This window comes from Methanobacterium subterraneum, from assembly GCF_002813695.1.
GTDB lineage: Archaea > Methanobacteriota > Methanobacteria > Methanobacteriales > Methanobacteriaceae > Methanobacterium > Methanobacterium subterraneum.
The window spans coordinates 276578-303304 of record NZ_CP017768.1; the positions used below are offsets into that span (position 1 = coordinate 276578).

Annotated in this window: 29 protein-coding genes; 17 read left to right on the forward strand and 12 right to left on the reverse strand. The window is 35.5% G+C overall.

Annotated features, from left to right (window positions below; genetic code table 11):
* Window positions 1-223: 223 nt before the first annotated feature.
* Window positions 224-592: an iron chaperone gene (locus tag BK009_RS01400; RefSeq protein ID WP_204249870.1), complete on the reverse strand. Its 369-nt coding sequence runs from the start codon at window positions 590-592 to the stop codon at window positions 224-226.
* 113 nt (window positions 593-705) lie between these two features.
* Between BK009_RS01400 and BK009_RS01405 the strand changes: the two genes are divergently transcribed.
* Window positions 706-1092, forward strand: a complete 387-nt coding sequence (locus BK009_RS01405) for a YdeI/OmpD-associated family protein (RefSeq protein WP_100904539.1) — start codon at window positions 706-708, stop codon at window positions 1090-1092.
* A 160-nt stretch (window positions 1093-1252) separates the two neighbouring features.
* Here BK009_RS01405 and BK009_RS01410 read toward each other — a convergent pair whose 3' ends face one another.
* The 5 genes from BK009_RS01410 to BK009_RS01435 form a co-directional block, all read right to left on the reverse strand.
* Window positions 1253-3433, reverse strand: coding sequence for a PAS domain S-box protein (locus tag BK009_RS01410; RefSeq protein ID WP_100908818.1), 2181 nt, complete (start codon window positions 3431-3433; stop codon window positions 1253-1255).
* A 145-nt stretch (window positions 3434-3578) separates the two neighbouring features.
* Window positions 3579-4586 carry a DUF389 domain-containing protein gene (locus BK009_RS01415; RefSeq protein WP_100908819.1) on the reverse strand — a complete coding sequence of 336 codons (1008 nt, stop codon included), beginning with the start codon at window positions 4584-4586 and terminating at the stop codon, window positions 3579-3581.
* A 255-nt stretch (window positions 4587-4841) separates the two neighbouring features.
* Window positions 4842-5624 (reverse strand): CPBP family intramembrane glutamic endopeptidase, encoded by a 783-nt coding sequence (locus BK009_RS01420; protein ID WP_100906647.1) that lies wholly within the window; start codon window positions 5622-5624, stop codon window positions 4842-4844.
* 892 nt (window positions 5625-6516) lie between these two features.
* On the reverse strand, window positions 6517-6978 hold the full coding sequence (locus tag BK009_RS01430; protein ID WP_100907633.1) for an HXXEE domain-containing protein: 462 nt from the start codon (window positions 6976-6978) through the stop codon (window positions 6517-6519).
* 198 nt (window positions 6979-7176) lie between these two features.
* Window positions 7177-8772: a metallophosphoesterase gene (locus tag BK009_RS01435; RefSeq protein ID WP_100907632.1), complete on the reverse strand. Its 1596-nt coding sequence runs from the start codon at window positions 8770-8772 to the stop codon at window positions 7177-7179.
* 388 nt (window positions 8773-9160) lie between these two features.
* On the opposite strand from BK009_RS01435, the gene BK009_RS01440 reads away from it, so the two are divergent.
* The 3 genes from BK009_RS01440 (at window position 9161) to BK009_RS01450 (ending at window position 11966) form a co-directional block, all read left to right on the forward strand.
* Complete coding sequence (locus BK009_RS01440; RefSeq protein WP_100907631.1) at window positions 9161-9667, forward strand: PadR family transcriptional regulator; 507 nt, start codon at window positions 9161-9163, stop codon at window positions 9665-9667.
* 90 nt (window positions 9668-9757) lie between these two features.
* A complete protein-coding gene (locus tag BK009_RS01445) occupies window positions 9758-10699 on the forward strand; it encodes an ABC transporter ATP-binding protein (RefSeq protein ID WP_198517231.1) in 942 nt (313 codons plus the stop codon).
* 1 nt (window position 10700) lies between these two features.
* Window positions 10701-11966, forward strand: coding sequence for an ABC transporter permease (locus BK009_RS01450; RefSeq protein WP_100906641.1), 1266 nt, complete (start codon window positions 10701-10703; stop codon window positions 11964-11966).
* Between the two features lie 92 nt (window positions 11967-12058).
* Here the strand turns inward: BK009_RS01450 and BK009_RS01455 are convergent, their stop codons facing one another.
* Complete coding sequence (locus tag BK009_RS01455) at window positions 12059-12490, reverse strand: DUF5518 domain-containing protein (protein ID WP_100907630.1); 432 nt, start codon at window positions 12488-12490, stop codon at window positions 12059-12061.
* 422 nt (window positions 12491-12912) lie between these two features.
* Here BK009_RS01455 and BK009_RS01460 point away from each other — a divergent pair, with 422 nt between their 5' ends.
* Window positions 12913-13353: a hypothetical protein gene (locus BK009_RS01460; RefSeq protein WP_100907629.1), complete on the forward strand. Its 441-nt coding sequence runs from the start codon at window positions 12913-12915 to the stop codon at window positions 13351-13353.
* 204 nt (window positions 13354-13557) lie between these two features.
* On the opposite strand, the gene BK009_RS01465 is transcribed toward BK009_RS01460, so the two are convergent.
* Entirely contained in the window at window positions 13558-14154 is a 597-nt protein-coding gene (locus BK009_RS01465; RefSeq protein WP_100907628.1) for an HXXEE domain-containing protein, read from the reverse strand.
* A gap of 144 nt (window positions 14155-14298) precedes the next feature.
* Here BK009_RS01465 and BK009_RS12585 point away from each other — a divergent pair, with 144 nt between their 5' ends.
* The gene (locus BK009_RS12585; RefSeq protein ID WP_232727995.1) at window positions 14299-14469 is read left to right on the forward strand and encodes a hypothetical protein; all 171 of its coding nucleotides are present in this window, start codon (window positions 14299-14301) and stop codon (window positions 14467-14469) included.
* 176 nt (window positions 14470-14645) lie between these two features.
* On the opposite strand, the gene bsh is transcribed toward BK009_RS12585, so the two are convergent.
* A complete protein-coding gene (gene bsh / locus BK009_RS01475) occupies window positions 14646-15632 on the reverse strand; it encodes a choloylglycine hydrolase (protein WP_100906637.1) in 987 nt (328 codons plus the stop codon).
* Between the two features lie 78 nt (window positions 15633-15710).
* Here bsh and BK009_RS01480 point away from each other — a divergent pair, with 78 nt between their 5' ends.
* Window positions 15711-15914, forward strand: a complete 204-nt coding sequence (locus BK009_RS01480) for a hypothetical protein (RefSeq protein WP_100906636.1) — start codon at window positions 15711-15713, stop codon at window positions 15912-15914.
* 71 nt (window positions 15915-15985) lie between these two features.
* A complete protein-coding gene (locus tag BK009_RS01485) occupies window positions 15986-16612 on the forward strand; it encodes a type 1 glutamine amidotransferase family protein (RefSeq protein WP_100906635.1) in 627 nt (208 codons plus the stop codon).
* Between the two features lie 389 nt (window positions 16613-17001).
* Here the strand turns inward: BK009_RS01485 and BK009_RS01490 are convergent, their stop codons facing one another.
* Both BK009_RS01490 and BK009_RS01495 read right to left on the reverse strand, forming a co-directional pair.
* A complete protein-coding gene (locus BK009_RS01490; protein WP_157809475.1) occupies window positions 17002-18417 on the reverse strand; it encodes a condensation domain-containing protein in 1416 nt (471 codons plus the stop codon).
* Window positions 18418-18548: 131 nt separating this feature from the next.
* Entirely contained in the window at window positions 18549-19190 is a 642-nt protein-coding gene (locus BK009_RS01495; RefSeq protein ID WP_157809474.1) for a TetR/AcrR family transcriptional regulator, read from the reverse strand.
* 272 nt (window positions 19191-19462) lie between these two features.
* Between BK009_RS01495 and BK009_RS12305 the strand changes: the two genes are divergently transcribed.
* The 9 genes from BK009_RS12305 to BK009_RS01525 all read left to right on the forward strand — a co-directional run bounded on the left by BK009_RS12305 (window position 19463) and on the right by BK009_RS01525 (window position 25877).
* Window positions 19463-19648 (forward strand): hypothetical protein, encoded by a 186-nt coding sequence (locus BK009_RS12305; RefSeq protein WP_157809473.1) that lies wholly within the window; start codon window positions 19463-19465, stop codon window positions 19646-19648.
* A gap of 19 nt (window positions 19649-19667) precedes the next feature.
* Window positions 19668-19805, forward strand: coding sequence for a hypothetical protein (locus BK009_RS12310; protein ID WP_157809472.1), 138 nt, complete (start codon window positions 19668-19670; stop codon window positions 19803-19805).
* 58 nt (window positions 19806-19863) lie between these two features.
* On the forward strand, window positions 19864-21252 hold the full coding sequence (locus BK009_RS01500; protein WP_157809471.1) for a hypothetical protein: 1389 nt from the start codon (window positions 19864-19866) through the stop codon (window positions 21250-21252).
* Window positions 21253-21283: 31 nt separating this feature from the next.
* Entirely contained in the window at window positions 21284-21436 is a 153-nt protein-coding gene (locus BK009_RS12315; RefSeq protein ID WP_157809470.1) for a hypothetical protein, read from the forward strand.
* A 25-nt stretch (window positions 21437-21461) separates the two neighbouring features.
* Window positions 21462-21767 carry a hypothetical protein gene (locus tag BK009_RS01505; protein ID WP_100906631.1) on the forward strand — a complete coding sequence of 102 codons (306 nt, stop codon included), beginning with the start codon at window positions 21462-21464 and terminating at the stop codon, window positions 21765-21767.
* Between the two features lie 18 nt (window positions 21768-21785).
* Window positions 21786-22661: an LPO_1073/Vpar_1526 family protein gene (locus tag BK009_RS01510; RefSeq protein WP_100906630.1), complete on the forward strand. Its 876-nt coding sequence runs from the start codon at window positions 21786-21788 to the stop codon at window positions 22659-22661.
* 338 nt (window positions 22662-22999) lie between these two features.
* The gene (locus tag BK009_RS01515) at window positions 23000-23881 is read left to right on the forward strand and encodes a CBS domain-containing protein (RefSeq protein WP_100906629.1); all 882 of its coding nucleotides are present in this window, start codon (window positions 23000-23002) and stop codon (window positions 23879-23881) included.
* A 496-nt stretch (window positions 23882-24377) separates the two neighbouring features.
* Window positions 24378-25295 (forward strand): deoxyhypusine synthase, encoded by a 918-nt coding sequence (locus BK009_RS01520; RefSeq protein ID WP_100907627.1) that lies wholly within the window; start codon window positions 24378-24380, stop codon window positions 25293-25295.
* Between the two features lie 6 nt (window positions 25296-25301).
* On the forward strand, window positions 25302-25877 hold the full coding sequence (locus BK009_RS01525; protein ID WP_100906628.1) for a hypothetical protein: 576 nt from the start codon (window positions 25302-25304) through the stop codon (window positions 25875-25877).
* On the opposite strand, the gene pyrF is transcribed toward BK009_RS01525, so the two are convergent.
* Complete coding sequence (gene pyrF, locus BK009_RS01530) at window positions 25821-26471, reverse strand: orotidine-5'-phosphate decarboxylase (RefSeq protein ID WP_100906627.1); 651 nt, start codon at window positions 26469-26471, stop codon at window positions 25821-25823. The genes BK009_RS01525 and pyrF overlap by 57 nt on opposite strands.
* Between the last annotated feature and the right edge of the window lie 256 nt (window positions 26472-26727).

The window sequence follows — 26727 nt, forward strand, 5'->3', positions numbered from 1 at the left end:
ATACACCGGCCGTTACAAATCTCAAGGTAAAATAAAAAATACCAAAAAGTTTGTTAACCGTAACATCTCAAGAAGAACATAATATAACAATCAAAACAATATTATAATTGTTTAATTATCTTACGGCTGATTTTTAGGCTTATTTTTGAATATTTATAAATAGAGCATTAATTTAAGTCCCATGCGGTTACTCAAGCGACTCACTTCAGGGGTTTGGGAGTTCCTAGCGCACTGCTTTCTTCAGGAGATCAGTGATATTTGCCTCTTCGGTGGCAGTTAACTCCTTCAGAGCGAAGGAGGTAGGCCACAGGTTGCCTTGGTCGAGGTTTGCCTCCTCGGTGAAGGCAAAGGTCATGTACCTCTCGTTCTTGGCACCACGGAAGAAGCAGACTACCTTACCGTCCCGGGCATAGGCAGGCATCCCGTACCAGAGTTTTGGTGAGAGGACTGGTGAGTTGGCTTTGATGAGAGTATGTAACCGTTCACCAATTGCGCGATAGGGTCCTGGCATCTCAGCGATCTTCGCGAGCACCACACTTTCCCCGTCGGCATGCTTACCGGGCCTTTTTTGATTGGGAGTTGTTTTTTTCATAATTCACCTAGTTATTATTTCTTTATTTACAGATAAAAAAAACTTCCTGAAACTTTAACCAATAGATAAATAAACATTAATTTGAGTGGTATTTCACGGGGAGATGAAAAATCATGCCTCAACCAGAAAAAAATAAAAAAGTAATAAAAGAGCTTCCCATTTTCTCCTTTAAATCTGCCAATGAATTAAGGGAGTGGCTTATGGGGAATCATGCAGTATCAGAGGGAATATGGCTCAGAATTTATAAAAAGAATTCTGGAGTTGAAAGTGTTACATTTGAAGAAGTCCTTGATGAGGGGCTCTCTTTTGGTTGGAGTGAGAGTAAAAGGATTAACGGTGATGAAAAATCATATTTGCAACGATTCACCCCACGCACAATAGGTACAACCTCTAAACGTAATCTGGAACATGTGAAGAGACTCATCCGTGAAAATAAGATGATGCCCTCTGGCTTAAAAGCTCTTGGACTGGATAATCTTGGAAAAATGAAAAAAAGATGAAGTTAACATGATGCTATTTTTAGGGATTTAGATAGAACAATTAAGAAATAAAATAATTTATGGTGTTCCATGAATATAAAAACAGGCTGCGCTGCTTTTTTTTGGTTAATAACATGTATATCCTTATTTTTAATGAACCCTATGAAATTAGGTTAATTCCTTAAATTCTTTTTTTGTATTTTAATTCTTTAAATACTATTTTAAAACGAGTTCCGTGGTTTTGGTTGAGGGTGATTTTTCCGTCTAATTGCTTTAATAGGATATTCACCAGTTGTAAGCCTAAGGTTTTAGAGTCTTCCAGGTTAAATTTTTCTGGGAATCCTACCCCATCATCACTGATTACCAGTTCATTCCATTCAGTTCTGGTTTTTAGTGCAACAGTTAATGTGCCCTTTTTCCCACTTGGAAAAGCATGTTTTAAGCTGTTAGATACCAGTTCCGTTATTATGAGCCCACATGGTACTGCTGTTTCGATGTTGAATCTCACATTTTCTACATTAATAACTGGTGTAACTTGTCGGGCGGAAATTGCATAAGAAATATAAAGATCACTTACCAGTGTTTCAATATATTCTGCAAAGTTGATTCTTGTTAAATCACCAGAATGATAGAGTTTTTCATGTATCATGGCCATTGATTTTATCCGGTTCTGACTTTCTGTAAGAATATTGACAAATTCATCACTGTCCACATGTTGTTTCTGGAGGTTAAGAAGGCTGGAAATTATTTGTATATTATTTTTAACCCTGTGGTGGATTTCTTTCAGCAAAAGATCCTTTTCATTAATGGATTTTATTAACTGATCTGTAGCTTTTTTCTTAGAGGTGATATCTTCAGCAATAACCATAATTGAATAAACTTTACCATCTTTCATTATGGGAACCAATTGTGTTTCAACCCAGCTGATATTGGCTTCTTTACTCACTAATCTGTTTTGGAATGGTCCAATTATTTCTCCTTTTAGAACATCAGCAAAACTCTCCATTAGTAAATTGAGGTCTTTTTTTGGAAATAATTCTAGTTCTGCATATGTTCTCCCGATAATTTCTTCTTTGGATCGATTTGTAAATTTAACTGCGGAAGAATTCACATCCAAAATCACACCGTCTAAACCAATTAATATGGTGTAATCAGGATTTGATTCAAAAAGAGTCTTGTATTTTTCTTCATTATCCTGAAGTTCTTTTACTGCTTTCATACGTTCTGAAACGTCTTCACTAAAAATTACAATGCCACCGATATCACCTGAGGATAAATACCATGGACGTACTTCCCATCTAACATATTGAATACTCCCATCTGCACGAATAAATTCATCATCATCAACACTAATAATAGAACCCGCAAGAGCACGCTGATGAACTTCTTTCAATTCGTCAGTAATCTCCGGAAAAATATCATAATGTGATGCACCGTGAAGTTTCATCCCCTGAATATTATAATCTTTAATCCAACGTGAACTAGCGGCAATATACCTCATGTGGGTGTCAAACATTGCAATAGCAACAGGTGCATTTTCAATAAAATACTTTAATTCTTCGTCACGTTTTTTCAAAGCTTTATTAAGAGTTTTTAATTCTTTTTCAGCTTTCTTACATTCAGTGACATCGTTGTATATGGCTATTATTTCTCCAGTAGGTAGTTTATATATCCAGATTTCCCTCCAGCTTCCAGGGTCTTTTCCATCTTTATACCTGTTTTCTGGAAAATATTCTGGGTTTCCTGTCTCCCAGACTCTTTTAAACGCATCCAAAACACCAAAATCTTTAACTTCAGGAAATATTTCTGTCACACGTTTTCCTATAAAAACATCTTCTTTCTCAATGTGTTCTATGTTTTCCACAGCCTGCTTGAAATCTTTGAAAATAAAGTCTTTTCCATTGTCAACAGCTTCATAAACTGCCATAACATTACTCATATGGTTAAAAAAATTTGTATATTTATTTTCACTTATTTTTAATTCTTTCCAGATCCTATTTTTTTGAACTGCTAGGTCTATGGCATATTTAAGTTCTGTGGAGTTATAAGGTTTAATTATGTATCGTTCAGGTTCTGTAACTTTGGTTTTTTCAATTGTTGACTCTTCAGGATGAGCAGTTAAATAAATAAAAGGTATATCAAGTTCTTTAATTTTAGAAATAGCCTCAAAACCATCAATTTCTCCTTCCAGATTGATGTCTATTAAAATAAGATCTGGTTTGAGTTCCAATGCTTTATATATTGCTTCTTGACCATTAGGGGCTACATATGGAACTTGGTAACCAAAGGATTCCAGGGTGCGTTTAATATCAATGGATTCTACGCTTTCATCTTCTACCAATAGAATTGTAATATCACCCATATTTTTCCCCGTATAATTAATGGTTGTTTAAGATATTTGTTTTTTATTGAATGAGCGGATTAAGAGAAAGAAAAATAAGAAAGAGTCCGAAGAAAGAATTACTAGCTCTGCAGGGATATATTCCCAAAAAAAGGTTATAATTAAGTTATTTATGATTTAAATGATATGTGCTTGAATGGACAACCTCAACCTTAATACTTCTTCCATAAATCTTTCCCTTGACCATTTCCTCCAGTCTTTCCAGAGCTGGTAGTTCTCCATCCCCTATGACCCGTAGAAGTACATTTTTGTCAGATGTAATTTCAGTGGAGATCACCTCATACCCACTATCAACCAACCAAACATTTGATGCATCGTTTACAGTTTTAGTTATGCCGTGGTCAATGGAAATATTGTAACCAGTAAATCCCAGAGGGACTGAAATCAGTAGCACCATTACTAAGGCCAGGGCAATACCTTTTCTTTTAACACTTAAAGATTGCTCTAGAATTGATATCTTCGAAAAGCCCATAACTCCAAAAAGGACAGCTCCGGTAATTATTATGGCAAAATAGTTGGTCATAAATAGTAGCATGCTGCCCATAGCCAGGGAATAATTGGAGCTTGCAAGTAGAATCCCCACATTTGCCAGTGGAGGAACAAGGGATATGGCAATAGCTACCCCCGGTAATGTATCAGAAACATCATGACGGGACATGGCAAAAGCACCGGCAAAACCAGTAACCAGGGCCGCAAGAAGATCCAAAAGTCGTGGTGCAGTCCGAACCATAACCTGTTCAATGCTTTCAGGCTGGTAAAAGTGACTCAGGGGTAAGGTCAAAAAGAACCCCACTGCAATGGCAGTTATAATCCCTCCAATGCTTAACAGTAATGAATGTTTCATTGAACTACTATCACCCGCGCTTATGCTAAAAGCCAGCCCCATAATTGGTAACATGAGTGGTGTGATGATCATAGCTCCAATAACCACAGCTACTGAATCTCCCAGAAGTCCATAGGTGGCAATACCTGAAGAAAGAATGAGCAAGAAGAAAAATTTCACTATCTTTTTGTTACGTTCCCTACCTTCAAATAATACAAGATCCCGCATCCGTTTTACTTCTGCCTTATCAACTGGATCACCATGCAGAAGAGTGCCAATAGATTCCCACATTGTTAAATTCTCCTTATCCAAATAATAGAATGAAATATATTTATTATCATTTATCTCTAAAGAACATCTATAAAAACATTTTTTCCTTAAACATGGAAAGAGTTGGTGTTCTGAAAGAATAAAATGGGCATAAATATTGATTTATTATCTGATATTTGCTGTTAGCGTAGGGATAAGATTAAAATTGTGTATAAATAAGATAATTTCGCCATGAGGAATAGGTATGGTTCTCAAAAAAGAAAGAATAGTTTAAATCTATTCTTGTTTGGTTGGATACTTGAAACCTATTTTTTTGGAAGTCCAGAACCATAAAACGGCCATGAACAGGATACCACAGGCCAATCCTAACAAACCACTTTCTGGACTAAAAATATTGGTCATTTTAATCCCTAAAATACCAATGCCACTACCTATGCCAAATAGGCTGTAAACAAGGGTATTCCAAAGGGCATGGGAGAATGATGATACAATTATAGATCCTGAAATGTACCGGAGTAGCCCGAAGATTAACCCACTGACAATGCCACCAGTAATGTATATGGGAAGCATACTCCAGGTGAAGGATGGATCCAGGAAGAAGAGAGGTAAATGCCATGAGGAAAATGCTACTGCAGTGAGTAGGAGAATTAATTTGGGATCCATTTTATCCCGTTTCAGTATTCCATAGAGCCACCCTCTGAAGAAACCTTCTTCAGTAGCAAATGCCAGTATAAGTGTATAGAAAAAGAGGTAAACAATTTTCCCGGTCATTTCGTTAGGGTATTTAATTTCCCCCATGTTCCCAGTTACCAGGGCAATAATTATAATGATTAGACAAATGCTCAGGGGATACAGAATAGCCCAAACATAATCTCTTAAACTTCCAAACTCCAAACCCAACTCTTTACCATTTATTTTAGTCCAGTAGGCTAAAATTATGATTAGGGGGAATATTACCATTGCCTGGAGTTGTTCATTATTGAATATTATCGGGATTAGTGTACTGCAGATCATAACCAGGACATATCCAATTAAACCATATTTGTAAGCTTTTTTCATGTTTCACGCTCCTAATTCAATTTAAACAGGTGAAAAAGAAATTAATTCCCTAAATAACTTATTTTAACACCCTTTTTAACCCACTTAAGAGGAAATATCAATTTCTTTTAAAAAATCACCTTCTCATAGTAACAATATTGCTTCTAGTACTACGTTAGTGATGACTCTCTTTTAAATATTACTATTTAGTTTCTACTTCCTTAACTGGGGCCAAATGAAGGTGGTTTCAAGGTCCCAGTCACATGATGCGGAAGTTACGCAGTTCTATAAATGAGGCTCCTGAAAAAGTACAATTAGAAAAGTCAAATAGGGGAATTTTACTAGGAATTTTATACATAATATGGGGTTTAAGCTCTCTATTTAACAGCAGATTCAATCCATTTAGTATAATTTTGTTAGGCGGTGGTTTAGTCATATTTACAGCCAGTATGTTTGAAATTAAACAGTATCACAAATAATAAGCTTTATTTAACCATTATGGCTGCAATTAAAATATCTATGCTAATTTTAACCCATATACAAATGTCTTTATCTAGTGTAAAGTGGTGTTATAGATTTAAATAAATTAGCATTAGAAAAACATTATTTAAAGACAGAGTACGTTATACAGACTTCTTCCCAACCCCGATGAACTTAGAAAAAGTCTACATCAAATATATGGGACAGGTGAATATTTGAAAGACTACCAATATCCAATGGAAGAGATCCGAGAACTCAGACGTAAACAGTCGTCTATGTGATATGGTTTTGGAGATGAAGAAGGAGTTAAAAGAGTTGGGGGGTGTGGTTTAATTTTTTAAATTAATAATTTTTAAGGAAAGGCGAGTTTATTGGGGTGAAATGTAAGTTAATGCTTAAATTGTTTTTTATAAGTGGAAAAAGACTGGTTTTCCTATCTTTTTCCTTTTCTCTTTTCCTGTATCATGGTTGGAACATACATCACTGCAAAACCAATGATTATGGACAATACTAGGTCCAAGTTGTTTAACATTCCAGATACTAAAAAGTTGTAGTAAATATACAATGAAACTGGAACATATATTGCACTGGCAGTCACAACCCCTGGAGAATATTCACCGGTACGTAGGGTGTAGTATGCATGGATTAAGAAGTTTGAAAATATCCATGCAGCAGCGGATAAACCGATAACCAGGGTTAATTCGCTGGGATAAAATATTGCCAGAGAAGTGGCTATGATAACGTAAGCCATGAAAATAACATTTCCCACAACGAACTGCCCAAATGTTTCAGGAGCACCAATATATTTAATGGCCCACGGAACGAAACGTGGTGTCTCTTCTAAAATATGTACAAAATATGCTACAGGCACCAGCCATAAAATAGTTAAATCCATAGTAATCTCCCCTATTATTCATTACGTTATTATTGACTATTTAAATATGAAAAGTTCCCCTGTAATTTCCCCCTTGATGAGATCAGCGGAATACAAGACATCCTGTTGTGTGATATTATCTTGGATATGGGGTTAAAAGAGTTGAAGGGTGAGCTTAGAGGGGTTATCTTTTCTAATAGTTCCATATGTTTAAATTATTTAGATCTGGAGTGCTTCTGACTTTAATTTTTTGATATTCCCACTTGGAGTGTATTGATAAAGATTTACATAAGTTAAAGTTGAATCCTCGCTTTTTGGAGGTATAATGACTACAAAGGTCATGGTACACTTATTTTTATCTATCCATGTGCCAGAATTTACATAGACCTGTTTTTCCTGGTTTTCATTGAAAGACGTTATCACTCGCGCCTCATGAGAATGTCCAAATATAACAATTTTTTTATCTGAATCAGGATTGTTGAAGAATTGTAAACTTGATTGGTCATCTAGATGACTTGCAAAAGCCCCTTTAAGTACTGCTTCGTTGGTTGGAATCTTAACCGGAACTAAATTTTTATTTTGCCTCTCATCCCAGGTTTCAATAATTCCCTTATACAAGTTAACATCAATGTAACCATCTTCTGAGTTTTGGTAGGGTAAAACATCATTTATGGCATAAAATTCAGTGAATCCGTCTATCTGTGTGTTTATGACTTTTGCATCCAGCCCCTCTTTTATTGGGAAATCAGTTATAAGGCCTTTCCAAACATTCCAGTAAAGGAAGTAGAGAAATTGGATCTCTCCCAGTTCATTTTTATTAACCGGGGGAAATGCAACCTCTATCTGGGGGTGACCCTGCACCACTGAACTGGTTGCCACCCTGGTAAAAAAGTACCCTGGGGGTAGTATGGTGTCGGTTTGGGATAAAGACTGGTTGGAATAATCCGGGGCACAGTAAAAATTGTATCTATGTCCGTGTTCTATGAGTAGTTCAGGCAAATCCAGTGGAACATATGCTCCCAGACCTCGCACATCACGAGCTTCAGATATCCCTGTCAGAATACTTTGAATATCCTCAGAATTTATCAATAAATCATGATTTCCAGGCACATAAGTCACTTTTACCTTGCCTTCTTTTATTATATTATTAAATGCATCCATTACTGGTTTATTGTTAGAAGCTACGGCTTTTGTGAAGTCCAACTGCGTTTTCCCATTGAATGTGTCTAAATGCATTGGTATGAACCATTCATCAATCAAGTCACCGGCTATAACCAGTTCTTTTACATTTGGGGAATCTTTAACCTGTTCCAGGAAATTAACCAGTGCCACCCGGTTCTGGGTAAGTTCGGCGTAGCTATCATTTGCACCTAAATGGAGGTCACTAATACAGATTATCAAGGTTCTTTCACTGTTCAAATCTGAAATACCCTCTAATTCCAGATTAAATGAATAATCAACAGCAAAAAAGCTCGTAAATTCTTCTTTTAGAGATGTTCCATTCATGGATTTTACTTTGCTGGTTACGGAAAGTTTATACTCTTCGCCTTCTGAAATGGATTCAGATTTATTAATATAAAGAACAGATGGTGAATTATTATCAACATTTATTTTAACATCCACATCTTGTTTGTTCCCATCAGGTTTAATTCTGTAAAGTTTTATTCCATCTGGAACAGTGCTCATATCCACATCTTCACTAAACTGTAGAGTTATGCGGCCTTCTGGGTCAATGACCGATGGATCTTCTTTTTTTTCAGAGAAAGGAATGTCTGTTTTCATGCTTAATGTTTTCACGATTTTTTCAGAATTCAAAGAGTAAACCCCCAAGAAAATATTGTCAATTTCAGTAAATATTGTTAATTAAATTTATTGACAGATGAATTATTTATCTTAACCGATTTATCCACAAGCCACATGTTAAGGAATATCCCATGTGCTGTTGCTTACACATAAGCTTCTCCGACCGTATAACTGGTTAGCAGAGGGCTCAGCTGATTGTATTTGGTGGCTGAATTGGAATATTACAGCAAATTACGTTCCCGGGTGCTCTTATCGCGGTTATTCTTATCGTGCAGTTATTTTTGTATTAAATTCAATAGATTCATATGTTAAAAATAACTTATGTTAGTTTTAACCTATGTTAATTAACCTAACAAAACCATTTTGAATATTAACAAGTTGAGGGTGCAAAGTCGATAAAATGGCAAACAACGATTTAATAATACTGGGTATGATTTTTCTTTTACCTAGCCATGGATACCAATTGAAGAAAAATATTCGAGAAACTGTAAATCCTTACTTCAAAATTAATAACAATGTTTTATACCCTGCACTGGCAAAAATGGAGAAAAAGGGATTAATTGAAGGAAAGGAGATGCCTGGAAAAGGCATTAACAAAAAAGTTTATCACATCACTCCAAAAGGTAGAAAACACTTGCTGGAGATAGTAGCTCAGCCTATCGAGCCAGATATTGATAATTTTGAATTTATGGTAAAGGCTGTTTTTTTTGACTACATATCTAAAGAGAAACGTCTGGGTGTAATTAAACCATTGTATGAATCAAAAAAACAGGAACTACAGGATACACTGGAGAAAAAACAGAAATATGGTGAAAATCTGTCCCCTATTGCCTTGGCGGTTTTAGAACAGGGGATAAGTGAAATTAAAAATTCTATAGGGTTTTTAGAGAATTTAATGGAGTTATAATTAGTTAATGGAGTTATAATTAAATATTTACCATTTTATATGTAAATTTCTTGATATTGATAAAAAAAAGAACGCTGAGAAGGTATTATGGTGGACGAGTTTATAATCGAGGCGAACAACCTCTTTAAATCTTTTGGAGATTTTGTAGCAGTAGATAATCTAAATTTAAAAATAAAAAAAGGGGAAGTATTTGGATTTTTAGGTCCTAATGGAGCTGGAAAAACCACTTCCATCAAGATGATGGTAGGTTTACTTCGCCCAACTGGTGGTCAAATACTGGTTGATGGCAAAGACATTGCCCAAGCAGATAGACTTAAAATTGGAATATGTCCTCAGGATATAGTTTTATGGGAAAGCCTTACATGTAAAGAGAGTTTGAAGTTCATGGGGGAAATGTACGAAGTTCCAGATGACATATTGAAAACTAGGGTAGAAAACCTATTAGAAGACCTCATACTAATGGATAAAGCAAACACGCTGGTTTCTAACTTATCAGGGGGTATGAAACGCAGATTAAATTTAGCTATGGCATTAATACACTCTCCAGAGATAGTGGTTCTGGATGAACCTTCAGAAGGACTTGATCCTCAATCAAGGAGGGTTCTGTGGAATTATATCCGCTCATTGAGGGATAAAGAAGGAAAAACAGTTATTTTAACCACACATCTAATGGATGAAGCAGACGGGCTTTCAGATCGCATTGCCATAATTGATCATGGAAAACTGTTACGACTGGATACTCCTAAAAATCTTAAAAAAGAGTTTGGTGAGGGAGATATAGTGGAGATACACTTGGCTGATTCTAAAATGAATCAGGAAGTGATTTCTAAACTTAAAACCATGGAAAATATTGATTCAGTTACTGAAGTTGATGGTAAAATAAATATAAGGACTTTAAATGGGGTTGGAAAACTTCCAGAGATAATGAGTAAAGTTCAGGACATGAATACTGAGGTCGCTGATTTATCACTGCATCCCAATACATTGGAGGATGTTTTCATTGAATTAACTGGAACCAGTTTGAGGGAATAACATGAAATTCATTAGTGTAGCTATTAAAGATTTTAAAGAACTTATAAGAGACCGCAGAGGTCTTTTCATGATACTGCTCTTTCCAATGTTCTTCATGATTATTTTTGGAATTGTCTATGGGAATATGGGTCAGACTAATGAAACTTATAATCTAGTAGTTGTTAACCTTGATGAAGGTGCAAAGATGCCTTTAACCAATGAAGAGGTTAATTTTGGGGATAATCTGACAGAAATTTTCCGTGATTCTGAATATGAAGATAGTGATGTAAAGTTATTTAATGTTATAAATGCTTCAGAATCTTCTGCAAATAAGCTTATACAGCTTAAAGAAGCTGATGCAATGATTGTAATTCCTAAAAATTTTTCACAAACTATTGTAGATGAAATGGAGAATTCAATTGCTGCACAGACAACAGGAACAACATCATCTAATAATAATGACACCCTTAAACTAAGTATTAGCGGAGATTCATCCAGTATGGGCTTTGGAGTTTCTCAAGTAGTATTAATTAAAATAATAGAGGACTATCAAGATAATTTGGTGGCCAATATTCAAAGCCAGACATCAGGATCTTCGGTTAAACCTCTAAAATTGTTTGAGGGAGATGTAGGATCAGTCTCTGGGACGGAATCTTTTTCCCAGTTTGACTTTCTGGCTCCGGGAATGATGCTATTTGCTATCTTACTTCTAGCCACTACAGTGGCAGCCAGTTTGACCCGGGAAGTGGAAAAAGGTACTTTAGCTCGTTTAAGGATATCTAAAATGCGTTCATTTGACATGTTATTTGGTGCACTCATTCCATGGTCAATAGTGGCAGCTATTCAGGTTTTAATTCTACTTACCGTTGCTCTGATAATGGGTTTCAACTGGCAAGGAGGTTTAAACTCCATTGTGTTGGCCATGTTTATAGGGGTCATTGGAGGAATCGGTTCTATTGCATTAGGAATGATTATCGCCTCTTTTGCAAAAAATGACACTCAAGCATTTAATTTAGGGATAATGGTTGTGGTACCTACCAGCTTCGTGGTTGGAGCATTTTTCCAGCTTCCCCAAGTAGTCGTAGGTGAAATCATGGGTCGATCTTTCCAGATATATGATATACTTCCCTGGACTCATATTTTAAATGCATTAAAATCAGTTTTGATATATGGAAATGGATTGAGCGCCATTACTTATGACCTGGCCTGGAGCGCAGTCCTAACTGCCATAATATTTGTCATAGGTATGGGATTGTTTTCCAGATTCAGATTAAGTCCTGAAAATTAATTTATGACTTAATCAGCTAATCTAATTAGTAAATACAAGTAGCAGACCCTGAAGAGTTAAATTTTCTACTCCACAAATTATAGTAATAGAGTTTAATCATCTATTACACTGGATGATGATTTTACTTTAATCTTTATTTCTGCACCAATGCCTCCAAAAATTGAGCCCACCAAGGAACGCACGATTAATGTAAGAATTAGTGCATAACTTGCTGCGATAATAACTGCCATTGCTGAAGCCTCAGGGGGATAAATTAAATCGTAGATAATTTCTACTACCCATAATATCATGGCAGTGGTGATGCCCACCAATATCCCGTGTTTTGCTCCTGCCACATAGGTTTCTCCGACCATATAACCGGTTACCAGAGCACCGATTATGAATCCAAGGTATATTCCATAGGAATAAATCGGAGATAACATCAATAAAAAGGAAGAAAAAACACCCAGCACTATTGCTGTAGCAGAACCAGCTATAATTGCTTTCCAATCAGCTATTACTACTTTCCTATAAATATTTTCCATTTTGAATTACTCCCCATCATCCCTCATATTAAAATTTTCCAGATAATCTTAGATTACTATGATTATCCTGTTTATTAATATTGTAAGTTGATTAAATTTCTAATATAATTACGATTGGCATGCAAAATCTTTCTTTAATGTCCGGTAAATTCCCCTACCATGTGCTATAAACATATTTATTCAATTTATGGGATTCGTAGATAAAACTGAAGGATAAAAGGATTTTTGATGTAGTTATAAGGGGAATAATGGAGTTAAAAGAGATTAAGGGTGAGTTTAGAGGTTATTTTTTTGATTGATAAGATTATAAAATTAAGTTTTTATATTACTTTGATCAATTCATCATAAAGATGGTAAAACCGTGTAAATCCTCATTAGAATTTAAGTTATCCATTTATTAAAAATTTAAAGAGAATGGTAAAATGAAGCATGGAAACCCCCTGTTTTTCCTACTTATTGGCATTTCTCTCATAGCTCCATCCATATCTACTCATTACATCCTTCTTGGAGGTATGGGTCTATTTTCCATAATAATTAGTATATTTGAACGTAAAGAATATGATAATGATAAAATTCTTATTTTAATTGCTACATTAATTCTGGTAATCTCCTTAATATTAACCTACTTTCAGCTATCTTCACCATCATATTCGGGAAATAGGCTGGGTAATTACATTTTAGCAATATTATTCACATTATCAATTATTATAGGCGCATATGACGTCACTCATGATTATAAACTTTCGAAAATTAGTAGAATGGAACATGTGGGTCAAAAAATGAAGGATATTATAGCTATCCTCCTTTTGATAGTAGGTATAATTGTAGGATTGTTGATGGGGATATACATATTTAATATTTAATCTAAACCCCCTACTGATTCCATTTTTATCCAAAAACTTGCCATCCTCAACTTTTTATTTTTTTCTTCAAAAAATAATACATAAAAATCTTGAATTTTTTACTTAGCCTACATTTTTTCCTTTCCCTGCGCCGAAAGGGGATATTTAGTTTGAAAATAATCAAATAGATACTTTAACAAATTAATAAAATAAAAAAATTAGTATTTATTCTTCTTTACGTTTACTGGTGGTTTTTAGAAGCAAAATCCCTATAAAACCAACACCTAATATTAATGCAAGTAGCCAGTCTAGGGAGTTTAAAGCATGGGCATAGTATGCATAGAATATGGTTACCACACAAAATGGGTTTAAAACCAACCAGGTGGTTAAAAATCCGGGATTGTATCCTGGTTTTTTTATCTGGAAGATAATGGTATGTTGTATGCCATTTATGAGTAACTGGAAGAATATTAACCCCATACCAACCCATGGTAAAACAGTAACCAGTAATGCACCCAGTACAGCCCAGATCCATATGGACATGTTTACGAATAATTTGTAAGCCGGGGATAGTGGTGAGTCTTCCTCTGGTGGATCTTTACTTAACACCGTGTAATAATTGGCAAATTTTTCAAACCCGATTGGGGAGAGAATATATTCTTCTGTTTCATGGATCATGACCAGTGGTAAATGAATCCAGTATAAAAAAGCCAGCCATGAAAAATTAGGGTCTGTAAATTTGAAGCAGATAAAAATAGTTATTAATATTGGCCCTAGGAAAGCCCCTAATCTTTGCCAGATGTTATTATAAGTCTTATACATGTTTTACTCCCCCATTTATAATCTATTTCCATGGGCTTATAAGTAGTTATGGTGTACAATGCCATCCCGCACTCCTATCGTGACATAAACAAATTCCTGAACTGGAAACCGGATGAGGACGGCTACCACAGAGCAACCAGTCACATGTTACGGAAGTTCTCACAACACCCAGCTGATAAATGCAGGAATCCACGTGGAAATCCTGGAGCACGTGTGGGTCACAAGTTTAAAGACAGGGTCCGGGATGCATACTACCTAGCAGACCCAGATGACCTCCGGAAAACTTACCTGAGGTATGAAAAGTTCCCCTGTTAATTATTCGATGGATGAGATAAGGGAACTGCAAATATTAGTATTGGAAATGAAAAAAGAGTTTAAAGAACTCAAAGGTGAGGCTTGGAAGGGGGTTATTTTTTCTGCATTTTTTAAACAAAAAGCTACTTTTTAATATAAAAAAAGGAAGGGAATATAATTCCATTTTCAACAAGTAATTAGTTTTGATAATTTATATCCTGTGTTGTTAGATAATGGCATTTTATTAATTCGTCACCATTCAAGTCTTCTTTATGCATATTAACGGCATTTATTCGACTATTTCCATAATTTTTGTAATAATAGATGCCGTTTTGTTGATCCATACAAGCAGAATATGTTGTTTTTTCTTCCATTCCCTCAGTTAAAACCCCTGCTTTTACCATTTTTACATAATCAAGCATGTGCATACATTGGGTCACAGCACTGATATCATCCTCCAGAAATGGCATATGAGCTCTGGCATAGGCAATTCTCACAAATCTGGTAACGCTATGAGAATCTCCTGGAAGTCCCAGAGTACCAGCTCCAACACCATGAATCTGCAATAATTGGTCACTCCACTTCACTGGTTCGGGTTGATTAGGACTAATAGACAGGTATCTGTTTAGATTCATCAAATGCCAGTCAAAGGTTGGTTGATTGGTCATCACTCCCACGGGGTTATCAAAGACTGCAAGTTGTTCTTTAGTTTTTTCAACTACAATTGACCTACCGGTTTTATCAGTTATCATCCAGTGGAGTGTGGGTACTGGTGTCTGGTCATTTAAGGGCACATCTACTAAATCTATGTTAGAAAGAGCACTTTTAACTTCATTAATTGTATCGTAGTTGGAGACTACCCAGTAAATGAAGTCGTAAGGTGTGATATTTGTTTTTCCAGGTACTGGTTTTTCTTCAAAATGTGCGAATCCTTCAAAATTCAGACCAGCACAGACTAATCCATTTTCATTCATGGCATCAACCAGGGACGGATGGTCATCAATTACAGTCCCAATGCCAATAAGGGCTTTGTCAGTCGTTTGCATATTTCCAGTAACTTTATCTTCCAGCAAGTAATTTCTCGGAAGAATTATGGGACATTCATTTACATTATATGCCAAGTCCAAATTTCGTCCAACAAAATTATTTCCATCTTTTGTTTGTATACTAAATGTTGTACACATTTGTTTCACCCCAATCTTATTATCTTTTTTAAAATACATATTTTTTTTTAAAGGGGGATTGAGTAAATAGGGGCATGTTTGGGCCATAAGCTTAAGGATAGGGTCCGGGATGCATGCTTCCTAGCCGACCCAGATGACCTCCAAAAAAGTTACCTGAGACGTATCGACTACTTAAATATCAAAAGTTCACCAGTTAATTTTTCCATGGATGGAATCAGGGAACTACAAATACTAGTAGTGGAAATGAAAAAGGAGTTGCGGGAATTGAAGGGTGGGGCCTGAAGTGCTTTTTTTTGACGAATTTTTACTCAGAAAACGATAACATTATAGCCATTAATGCTTAAGGAAATGTTATGAAAGTATATTTATACATATTAAATACATTAGCCGATTGGGAAATCGGTTATTTAACTGCTGAACTCAATAGTGGCAGATATTTGGATAAAAAAAGACCTCCGGTTGAGCTTATAAAAATTGGGAATACCACAGAACCCATAAAAACAATGGGCGGTATTACAATTACTCCAGATGAGAATATTGATAATATCAAGTTTGAGGAAGATGATTTACTTATGTTACCCGGAGCCGACACATGGGCAGAAGAGGAAAATAAAAAAATAATAGATATTGTTTCCAGTATTATAGATGAAAAAGTAATTATTGCCGCAGTTTGTGGAGCCACAATAGCCCTTGCAAATAAAGGAATATTAAACAATAGAAAACATACCAGCAATGACCTAGAAGTTTTAAAAATGTTTTGTCCTGAATACATCGGAGAAAATTTCTATATAAATCAACCAGCAGTTACAGACGACAATCTAATAACCGCTAGTGGTATTGCCCCATTAGAGTTTTCATATGAAATATTAAAAAGAACAAATTTAATGAAAACCGAAACACTGGAAGCATGGTACCAATTATATAAAACTAATGAACCAAAGTATTTTTATGCCCTAATGGAATCCATTGAAGGGGCATAGGGTAATTTTTAAAATTAAATATTAATTTTATTGAAATTTTTTTATCTTAAAAAAGAGAGATTAAAAATTTAGTTTTTAAGTATATTCAAAAGCAATAATTGGCCATCACAGCAATTGGCGGATAATGAAAAAATTATTCAGATAACTATTTTATCGGGTGGAGACCATATAACAACTATGGCCATCTAGCACTCCTAACGTGAAATAAATAAATTTATGAACTGAGAACCCAACAAGGACGGCTTCAACAAAGCAACCAACCACATGCTCAGGAAATAAAAGGGTAAGGGATATTTATTGGTGGGAAGAATATATTTTTATGGATTTATTAGTCAAATTAGATAAAAATAACAAGAAAAAAAATAATTGAAGATTGGAGATTAATTAGACTATAATTCCAATAAATTTAAAGCCATTTCGTTAATTTCTTTCATTTCCTGAGTCCTGGATTCTTCGACATAATTAAGAGTGGTTACCAATTTATCTCCAGAGGTTATTGCCCCTATAACTAATGGGAAACGCTCATCTGTGGATGGTGCAAAATACATTTTTTCAATTTTCATATCCCCGTAAACATCAGGAATATCCGGCTTGCCGAGATTTGTCATCACTGTTCCTGGACTTAATTTTAAAAAGCGGTGGGCTAATTTAATGGCTTCGTTTTTCTTTTTATGGGCAAATGTGGATAGTTTTTCATACCGGGTGAAATCAGGAGGCACAATTTCTGCAAGGACTCCAAAACTTGCTATAGCATCAATAAGCGTAGGATCCATTTTTTCTATAGTAATGAATGGTTCAAATAGATTCGCTGATTCGATTTCTTTGATTGCAGTGTTATGGAACTTTTCAACGTTCTCCCAGAACTTTTTTTTAGGATTATAATCGAATTTAAACATAACTCGGGTTATATAAAGGCATAAAACATCATGAACCTTCATTCGACTCCTTAAATCAATGGGTAAAGCCACGTTCCTCTTTTTACCCTTAAATGGTCTGGATATATTTTGATATGCGGCTAAAAATGCAGTGCTTAATGCTGAATTCACCGTTACGTTATGTTTCCTACATTTTGTCACCAGGTTATTTGTTTGCTCTTCTGATAGTTCTATACATTCAATACGGTATTCATTTTCCTGCCAGTATGCTCTGTGGATATTTTCAAAGTCCTCCTGATCAAAAGTAGTTATGTCTTTTTGCCAATTCTTATTCATCCGGTTAATCATGAATTTCTTAAAAAATTTGCTAAAAGATTCTTTAAAAGACCCTGATGATGTAACATATGGAGAAAGACCTTCAGATGAAAGCATAGGTGGAATTGGTAATTGAATTATTTCCCTTTCTGGTTCTGCAGTGTGCATTAAAATATCCCTGATGAGATAAACGAGTCCCCGGCCATCGCATATTGCGTGCTGACCAAACACCATAAAATCTGAAACCTCAGGTGATTTTAATAAAACAAAACGAATTAAAGGACCTTCAAATATCTTAAATGGAATTCTGTTTTCATACATTAGTTCCTCCTGCCATTGATCTTCAGATTTCCATTCTACCACACGAAAAGGTATTTCGGGAACATGGTCATTGTGAAACCATGCTTTATTATTTTGATCATATACTACTCTTGATGATAGGAGGGGATGCATCTTTTTTGCCTTATTAATTGCTCTTTGTAGCTTTTTTCCCGATACATGTCCCCTTATTCTTGCAACTAGAATTACATTGGATAGTGGATTCCATAGGAATTTTCTTTCATCTCCCACTAATTCTCGAACTCTCCCTAAATCGGATTTTCCATTTTGATCCATCATAATCCTCTTTTTTAGTTTTTATCATGATATGACATTTTCTTTTAAGCAAAACACCTTTTACCGTATCATGGATATGATACTATTTGCTTATATATTTTACTGACCAGTCAGTAATGAATGTGTTAAAATTATTTTTTCTGAGCCTCAAACTGCTCTACAAAGAAATCAATGTATATAGATTTCATAACGTTAAAAAATCGTTTATTTAGCTCTTCACGGTCTATTTTGTAAAATTCACAGAATTTATCCCCATATAACATCAAAATTAAAATTGGGGCTGTTCCAAAGAAAAAAGTGGATACAATTAAATCCATTCTATCTTCAATATCAACACCCATCTGTTCTATTTTCGGGATAGCAGTATCAAAGAGAGGATTAATCATACTCAATATAGATTCGTTTTCTGGGGTTTCCTTAAGTAGTTCCATAGCAATAACTTTCAATGCTTTATCATTCTGACTGAAGAAGCTCATTCTCTCATCAAGGCGTTGGTAAAGGTCCTCTTTATTTATACTAGTAATTTTATGGATATACTCCTCTTTTTCTGGAATATAACTTTTTATGTATCTTTTTATCAGTTCTTCCAGGATATTTTTTTTACTTTTAAAGTAATAATAGATAAGGGGCTTGGATACATTTGCTTTACTAGCTATTTCATCCACACTGGTAGCATCATAGCCCTTAAGAGCAAAAAGTTCAGTAGCTGCTTCAAGAATCCTTTCCTTATTATTTAAAGGACTTCCCTCAATATCTTCAATCTCTCTAGCCAATTCTTTTCCCACCTTGTCTTAATCCTGATTATTTATTTAATTTAGTAGTAATTAATTATCTGCTATATTGGAAACTTAAATGTGAAAAGTTCCCGAGTAAATTTCTCCTTGGATGAAATCCGGGATTTACAAAAACAGGTCTTGGAGATGAAAAAAAAGAGTTTGTTAGTGAAATGTTCTTTAACCTCTTTTGATGTGAATTTAATGTCATGTTTTTGCTTCGTATTCTTCATCTGCCAAAACAATTAATAATTCGTTTAATTAACCGGTATTTGAAATGGGAACAAGAAGAATCGGGGAAGTTTAGAAAATCCACCAGCCACATGATGAAGAAGTTCTTCAACACCCAACTAATAAACGCAAGTATGCCCGAAGAAATCCAGGAGCACATGATGGGTCATAAATATCATGATCCAGTACGTGCAGCACATATTATACACCTGACCCTGAAGACCTAAAAAATGTTTATATAACCTAATGGAACACGTGACCATCACCGAAAGACTACCAATAACCATGGAAGAATTCCAAAAACTCAAAATAGAAAATCACCGGCTTTCTGATAGGGGTTCTGAGATGCAAAAAGAGTTGAAAGAGTTGAAAGGTGAGGCTTAGAGGGTTATTTTTTTTTGAATATGAAAGTATTTATTTTCGGTATTCTTATGTTATATTAATGAATAAGAAGTTGTTGGGGAATAATAAAATATTAGAAATTCTCGTTGATTCAGAATCAATTGATAATGCTCTTCATGATGACAATGAAGATGCAAAAAGAGTTTTGAAGTATTTAAAATCTGATTTTTTAAATATAATTAGGTCACCTTTCCCTACTTCATTTAAAGAACTTCAATTAATTCCAAAATTCATTGAAAATTATGATAAAAAAGACAATCTGCACGAAATTGAAATTATTAAATATTCTAAACGTTCTAAAATCTTAGCAGATCATGATTTTAACTACATTAAAAGAGTTGGGCAAAAATTATTCGATAAAAAATCATTAAATGAACATGAAATTAATGCTTTGAATTTATTTTTTGTTCATGTAACTGTGAATAAGTTTAATAGAGAGAATATAGGCATTTTATTAACTAATAATGGACTTTTACTTAAAAATAGATTAGAATTGTATCATCATGCCAGTCATCTTTCTGAAGAAATAAAGGATCATTTAGATATTTTATCTGCTAATGAATCAAGGGAATTAATTGGTTTGTTTTTAAGGTATCATCATAAGTATCTGTTGTCGGCAAAGCCTGAATCAAATCCACAATATGGCTGTAATAGAGGTAGTTGGTATTGGTATTTATTTAGATCCAAAATTCCTCACTTTCATGTAGGTGTTCTCATTGATGAGCCCTTTTTAGATGCTTTTTCAACAAGATTTGTTTATCTTTTGAGGAGTGTAGATGAAATAGGGTTCCAATATTATAAAGGAGTAAATAATGATACATTAGATGATATGATGTATCATTTTAATTATGCTATCTCTCTAATAACGGGTATTTTTGATTCATTAGCTTTAATTACTAAAAATAAATATAATTTAGAATTTAAAGGAGACAAATATCCGCATACGACTTCATTGAATCCTAAAGCAGGTAGAAACTTTTTAAAAGCAGTTAGAGAAACAAATCCAGAACTACGCAATTTAACTATCCAAAATGTTGAATTCATTAAGAATATTTATTTTTTACGAGAACTGATTATCCACCGTGAAACAACAATAAATCGTCCATTTTCAGTTGAAAATGGGCTGAAAATGGGTGGTTTTGAAATTAATAAAGAATTAAAGAGCCATATTCGTTCTTGTGGTGATAAAAAACTGCCTTACATCTCTTTAACAAACTGGGGAGTTCACGAAACCCAGAGAGGAACCTTAAATTTGGAACCATTTCATTTTATTAAGGCGGCCACGAATTTGTTAGCTGAATTTTCAAATAGATATCTAGAATTATTGGGATTCAATAATTTCCTAGAAGATTTGAAAAGTAAAAATCCTAATGATCGGTTTTTAGTGGATATTAGATTAATTAAAGAGGATGGTTTGACTTTATTTTAGATTCAAGCAATAAATTTAAAAGGGGTATAAGATGGACAATCAGAAAATTAGAAGAAAAATCTTAGAGTTTTTGTATAATCGTGCGAGAGAGACTTATAGAAAAATACCACAGGGAATATTAAAGCAAGAATTAGGTATTGAATATAATGAATTGAATTTCAATATTGATTATTTAGAAAAATGAGGGTTATATCGATGTAGAAAGAACCATGCAAGTTTATTTTGTTAAAATTAAAAGTAAAGGGATTAATCTAGTTGAGAACCCTATTGAATTCAATAATTTATTTCCTGCTTTATACATTGAAAAGGTTGAAAACTTCGCTTTAGGCGATATAAACAATTACAATACCACAATTTACTTAAATGCTTTAATACATGTTATTGGAGAATCTGAAGAGATTCCTGATAATGAAAAGAAAAATTTGATAGATAAAATTAAAAATATTGTTAATGATCCTTATGTTTCAGGAATTGGTGTTGGTCTTATTGTAAAAGCTATAAAAACAGGTGTTTAGTTGGATAAGGTGTAAATTATGACAATAGATCCTTTTACTTCATCTGTAATTGGTGGAGCTATTGGTGGTTTTTCTCAAGAAATCGTGAGAAGGTCATGGAGTTATGGAGAAAAATGGCTTAAAAATTATTTCAAAGACCATAATCCTCAAGCACAACAAAAAGCTAATGCAAATGGCCTCGATTTTATGGTAGAGTTAGGTAATAGACTTCAAATACTTGAAGATAAGATAAATGATGATGAAGAGATGAAAAAATGCATGGAACATGCACTTTCAGACCCTGATTTTTCTGCAATTTTATATAAAGCATTTATATCATCTGCAAGAACTTCTTCTAAAGAAAAACACAAACTATTAGCACAAATAGTTTCAAGTAGGCTTCAAGCAGAAGAAGATTCATTAAAAGCCATAGTTTATAGTATGGGTGTTGATGCTGTTCCACACCTTTCCCTTAAACATCTGCGAATATTAGGAATTATGGGTTTTTTTATGTATATTTCAAAGAAAATAAAAATACCCAAATTATCTGAAGAAGAAGCCGATAAGTGGTGGACTAAATGTCTTTTAGATAATCTCTCACAATTGACTCCAATTGGAAATGTAGGTGAAATTGATGTTAATCATCTATCTTCTGTTTCTTGTATAATTCCACCTTCTAATACGATTATTGTAGGACATAGTGCTTATTTGACACATTTAGGCCATAAAGAAAATTTAAAGAGTTGGCATTCTGGGGAATTTACGAGTACTTATACTGGTCAAGAAATCCATAATATGTGGCAACCTATTGCAGATGCGCGTTTAACTTCAGTTGGTTTATTAATTGGTATTTCTGTATATGGAGATTTATCTGGGAATAAAGTTGATGTTGACGAATATTTGAATATGGATTAAATTATAGCTTTATTCCAATTATATTTGTATTTATGATAACCCCCATCCCAAAACTCCTTTCCAACTTACATTTTAACTAAAAATAAGAATAAAATAGGGGCTAGTTGCCCCCTAACAATTTATTACTTCTTCAACAAAATTCATATGGAAAATCCACAAGTTTTTACTCCGAGTAATGAATGTTCTTTTGTAAGACTAAAAAATAAGGCGTAATACCAAAGATTTATATATACTCAAAAATGACAATTAATGATAATTATTTATAATGGTAAATTATAACTAATATCATATTGCATAATAAAACTTTGATATATTGTGTTTAGCCCCCGGTGATTACAATGCTCACATCAGTTCAGAAAGAAATACTCCAGAGTCTCATAAACCTATACCGCAATTCAGAAGGCATGTCTGTAAAAGGAGAGGAAATAGCGGATATAATGAACCGTAATCCCGGAACCATCCGTAATCAGATGCAGTCCCTTCGTAGTTTGGGGTTGGTTAAAGGAGTACCCGGACCTAGGGGAGGCTACAAACCAACTATCAAAGCTTACCATACATTAAATATTCAGGACACGGATAAAAAGAGCATGGTACCCATCTATAAAGGTGGAAAACTGGTAAAAGATATATCAGTGGCTAAAATTGAGTTCACCAGTATCCCTCACCCGGGGGAATGTGAAGCCGCCATTAAAGCAGTGGGGAACATTAAAATCCTGGATCTGGGGGATAAAATCCGTGTGGGTCCTACACCAGTAAATAAACTGGTAGTAGACGGTGTGGTGGTTGGAAGGGATGATATGGACAATATACTTCTCCTGGACACCACTGGGATCCGCAGCATCCCCAAAAGGAAAGTAATGGAAGTAGCCACACCCAACCCCATAACCCTGGATGGATTAACCACAATCAGAGACGCAGCTCGGGTTTTATCCACAAAAGGCATAGAAGGAGCTCCAGTAATGGATGATGGGGAAATCATGGGTATGGTAACCCTCTCAGACATCAGCAAAGCACTGGCAGAATCCCGTGAAGATATGAAAGTGGTGGATATAATGACCAAAAACGCCATCACTGTGAGCGAAGATGTGGTCATCGCCGACGCCATTGAAATCATGAACAAAAACCAGATCGGCCGCTTAATCGTAGTGGATAAACCTGGAAATGTGATCGGAATCGTCACCCGCACTGATCTACTGGATAAAATCGCTGGATTGAAATAAAACCTTAAAAATAATTCTTTTAAATCTATGGAATATAATCCCATATTCTTTTTAATAAATGTTGATAATTTTCGCTGTCAAGAGATGTTTTGTTGGAGCTAAATCACTGAATCTATCATGATTGATCTATACATTTATAAAGATCTTTTAAGAATTCTCTCTGGATTGGTTAAGGTTTTAATGAATCTCACCTAAAAATTAATTTTAAATAAGTCGTCGAATAAACTAAAAAGAGAATCAAATATTTTTACAATTCTCAAATTATTGAATTAGATCTACTTCACAGGTTTAGATCTATTTTTATTCCATTTATAATCAATTAAAAAGTCTTTACAACCAATAAAAACCTTTAATCAATTGAAAAGGGTTTTATAATAATTAAGAATTCATAATCATTGATAAGGTTTTTATAACAATTAAAATCACGAAAAGGTTTTCATAACCAATAATAACTTTATAATCATTTAGGAAGTCTGAGAAACTGAAGATTGAACATATGAACATAGAACCGGGAATGACTACCCTACAATTAATAGAGGAAATGGGTAAAAGCGGAGTTCTCGGAGCAGGCAGAATCTACCGGGCCACCAAACTCCTGGCAGAACTCATCAGTGATGAGGAAACCACCATCTTCCTGAGCATTGCCGGACCCATGGTACCCGGCGGTCTCCGAAAAATAATCCGGGACCTGATAGACGCCGGACACGTGGACGTGCTCATAAGCAGCGGCGCCAATCTCACCCACGACCTTCTAGAATCATTCGGGGGTTCACACTACCGTGACCATGATGAAACTGATGAAGAACTCTGCCAGATGGGCATGGGTCGTATCGGAGACATATACACAAAATCCGAGGATTTCGAAATCTTCGAAAAGAAGATCAGCACCATTCTAGAGGAAATCGCCGGTAAAAGGGATCAACTGAATATCCGGGAATTCATCACCGAGATCGGGAACCATGTGGATGACCCGGAATCCATAATCCACACTGCCAACAAGAAAAACGTCCCTATATACGCCCCGGGCATTATAGACTGCATGCTGGGATTGCAGCTGTGGATGTTCACCCAGGAAAACCAGTTAACCCTGGATGCAGCAGGAGACATGCACGAACTATCGGACATAGTCTTCGGATCCAAGAAGGTGGCCGCAGTGATACTGGGAGGAGGACTCCCCAAACATTACGCCCTGGCCTCCAACCTCCTCACCGGCGGTGTAGACTCTGCCATACAGGTAACCCTGGACCGCAGTGAAGCAGGAAGCCTGGGAGGGGCACCCTTAGAAGAAGCCAAATCATGGGCCAAGGCCAAATGTGAATCCCGACTGGTCTCAGTGATTGGGGACGCCACCATAATCTTCCCCATGATGGTTGCCGGAGCCCTGGAAATGGTTAATAAGGAAAAAGGAGTTTAAGATTTAATGATTTTAGAGGCAATTCTATACGCATCATCTGGGTTTTTCATGAAATTCTCTGACGATGCCCTGGACACGGAGAACAACACCCTCCTGGGTGTTATCAGTGGATTAATCTGTGTAGCAGGGATCGGTTACCTATCAGTGAATTTCCCTGATGCTGCTACCATATTCCTGGCCATACTCATGGGAACACTCTTCTCGGGTAAAGTGGATAAACTGGGCCACATTGTAACTCTGGTGATCTTCCTGGCTATCCTGGTCATATTCGGTTTACCTTCCATTGGGCTGGGTGCACTTATAATCTGTACACTGGCAGCCTGGGTGGATGAGGTGGGAAATGACCGGGAAAGTTTAAAAGGGAAAAAAATAGTGGAAACATTCTTCAATTACCGTTTCACCATGAAAATAGTGGTCCTGGCCTTGGCCCTGTTGGGGGCATTTTACCCTGTCCAGTTTCAGGGATTCCAGCCAGTAACCTTCATCTACTTCATACTATTCGATCTCTCCTATGAACTGGCTGGTTTAAAGTTCAATAGAATCTATGATGGAATTAAGGGCATTTACGGGGTCATTGTCTAGGTATATGCTCCGGCCCACAATAATTGCGTTGGCAAATTCCAGAGTATCCTGGGGATCTCCTCCTTGCACACCCACACCGGGGGATATGAGGAATGAGTCTTCACCAATGATATTTCTTATTTTCTTCAGACGGTCCAGACGGGTAGAAGGACCAACGTAGTTATGGATACCCATCTTTACACCCATGCGGGCTATGTCCATGGAAACTGGTTGCAGGAACTGGGCTGCACCGGGATGTGACATTTCAGTGAGTAGAAAGATCTCCCCACCGTGTTTGGTGGCAGTTTCAAGACAGCTGGCTGCACTGTCCTCCCCTACAAATCCATGTACGATAAGGGCATCGGCACCAGCCTTGAATGTCGCATCAGCAATCTTCTCATTGGTGGCTGGTATGTCCGCCACTTTAAAGTCACAGATCACCCTACAACCATACTCTTCTTTAATCCGGGTTACAGATTCCAATCCTTCAGCTAAGACCAGGGGATAACCAATCTTAACTGTGTTCAGGTTATCTGAAAGATTATCCATTATTTCTATGGCTTTTCTAGTGGTGGGAACATCCAGGGCCAGGATGATTTTGTTTTTAACCTCCATGGGGGTAGTATGTTTTTGATCTTTAAATTAATTTTGCAAATTTTTTAAATTCAGTAAATTCTACAAATTAAATTTTACAGAGATCTTTATGATCTATGCAAATAATCCGCTAGGGGGTAATGATTTTCAATGTAAGTAACCTGACTATGGGGAACTGTTTATTCATGGTAGGTGCAGAATCATTTATTGGTTATTTCATTCCTAATGTTAGTATTCAGTCTACCCCAAATTACCATGACTTACTGAAAAATTAGTC

What these genes read in the sequence shown, in the direction of transcription:
- BK009_RS01465 (WP_100907628.1), bottom strand. Translation starts at nt 14,154, where the DNA reads ATGTATAAGACTTATAATAACATCTGGCAAAGATTAGGGGCTTTCCTA.
- BK009_RS12310 (WP_157809472.1), top strand. Translation starts at nt 19,668, where the DNA reads ATGGAACACGTGACCATCACCGAAAGACTACCAATAACCATGGAAGAA.
- BK009_RS01515 (WP_100906629.1), top strand. Translation starts at nt 23,000, where the DNA reads ATGCTCACATCAGTTCAGAAAGAAATACTCCAGAGTCTCATAAACCTA.
- BK009_RS01520 (WP_100907627.1), top strand. Translation starts at nt 24,378, where the DNA reads ATGAACATAGAACCGGGAATGACTACCCTACAATTAATAGAGGAAATG.
- BK009_RS01525 (WP_100906628.1), top strand. Translation starts at nt 25,302, where the DNA reads ATGATTTTAGAGGCAATTCTATACGCATCATCTGGGTTTTTCATGAAA.
- BK009_RS01510 (WP_100906630.1), top strand. Translation starts at nt 21,786, where the DNA reads ATGACAATAGATCCTTTTACTTCATCTGTAATTGGTGGAGCTATTGGT.
- pyrF (WP_100906627.1), bottom strand. Translation starts at nt 26,471, where the DNA reads ATGGAGGTTAAAAACAAAATCATCCTGGCCCTGGATGTTCCCACCACT.
- BK009_RS01500 (WP_157809471.1), top strand. Translation starts at nt 19,864, where the DNA reads ATGAATAAGAAGTTGTTGGGGAATAATAAAATATTAGAAATTCTCGTT.
- BK009_RS12585 (WP_232727995.1), top strand. Translation starts at nt 14,299, where the DNA reads ATGTTACGGAAGTTCTCACAACACCCAGCTGATAAATGCAGGAATCCA.
- BK009_RS01460 (WP_100907629.1), top strand. Translation starts at nt 12,913, where the DNA reads ATGAAGCATGGAAACCCCCTGTTTTTCCTACTTATTGGCATTTCTCTC.
- bsh (WP_100906637.1), bottom strand. Translation starts at nt 15,632, where the DNA reads ATGTGTACAACATTTAGTATACAAACAAAAGATGGAAATAATTTTGTT.
- BK009_RS01485 (WP_100906635.1), top strand. Translation starts at nt 15,986, where the DNA reads ATGAAAGTATATTTATACATATTAAATACATTAGCCGATTGGGAAATC.
- BK009_RS01450 (WP_100906641.1), top strand. Translation starts at nt 10,701, where the DNA reads ATGAAATTCATTAGTGTAGCTATTAAAGATTTTAAAGAACTTATAAGA.
- BK009_RS01420 (WP_100906647.1), bottom strand. Translation starts at nt 5,624, where the DNA reads ATGAAAAAAGCTTACAAATATGGTTTAATTGGATATGTCCTGGTTATG.
- BK009_RS01400 (WP_204249870.1), bottom strand. Translation starts at nt 592, where the DNA reads ATGAAAAAAACAACTCCCAATCAAAAAAGGCCCGGTAAGCATGCCGAC.
- BK009_RS01415 (WP_100908819.1), bottom strand. Translation starts at nt 4,586, where the DNA reads ATGTGGGAATCTATTGGCACTCTTCTGCATGGTGATCCAGTTGATAAG.
- BK009_RS12315 (WP_157809470.1), top strand. Translation starts at nt 21,284, where the DNA reads ATGGACAATCAGAAAATTAGAAGAAAAATCTTAGAGTTTTTGTATAAT.
- BK009_RS01505 (WP_100906631.1), top strand. Translation starts at nt 21,462, where the DNA reads ATGCAAGTTTATTTTGTTAAAATTAAAAGTAAAGGGATTAATCTAGTT.
- BK009_RS01410 (WP_100908818.1), bottom strand. Translation starts at nt 3,433, where the DNA reads ATGGGTGATATTACAATTCTATTGGTAGAAGATGAAAGCGTAGAATCC.
- BK009_RS01440 (WP_100907631.1), top strand. Translation starts at nt 9,161, where the DNA reads ATGGCAAACAACGATTTAATAATACTGGGTATGATTTTTCTTTTACCT.
- BK009_RS01405 (WP_100904539.1), top strand. Translation starts at nt 706, where the DNA reads ATGCCTCAACCAGAAAAAAATAAAAAAGTAATAAAAGAGCTTCCCATT.
- BK009_RS01455 (WP_100907630.1), bottom strand. Translation starts at nt 12,490, where the DNA reads ATGGAAAATATTTATAGGAAAGTAGTAATAGCTGATTGGAAAGCAATT.
- BK009_RS01430 (WP_100907633.1), bottom strand. Translation starts at nt 6,978, where the DNA reads ATGGATTTAACTATTTTATGGCTGGTGCCTGTAGCATATTTTGTACAT.
- BK009_RS01490 (WP_157809475.1), bottom strand. Translation starts at nt 18,417, where the DNA reads ATGGATCAAAATGGAAAATCCGATTTAGGGAGAGTTCGAGAATTAGTG.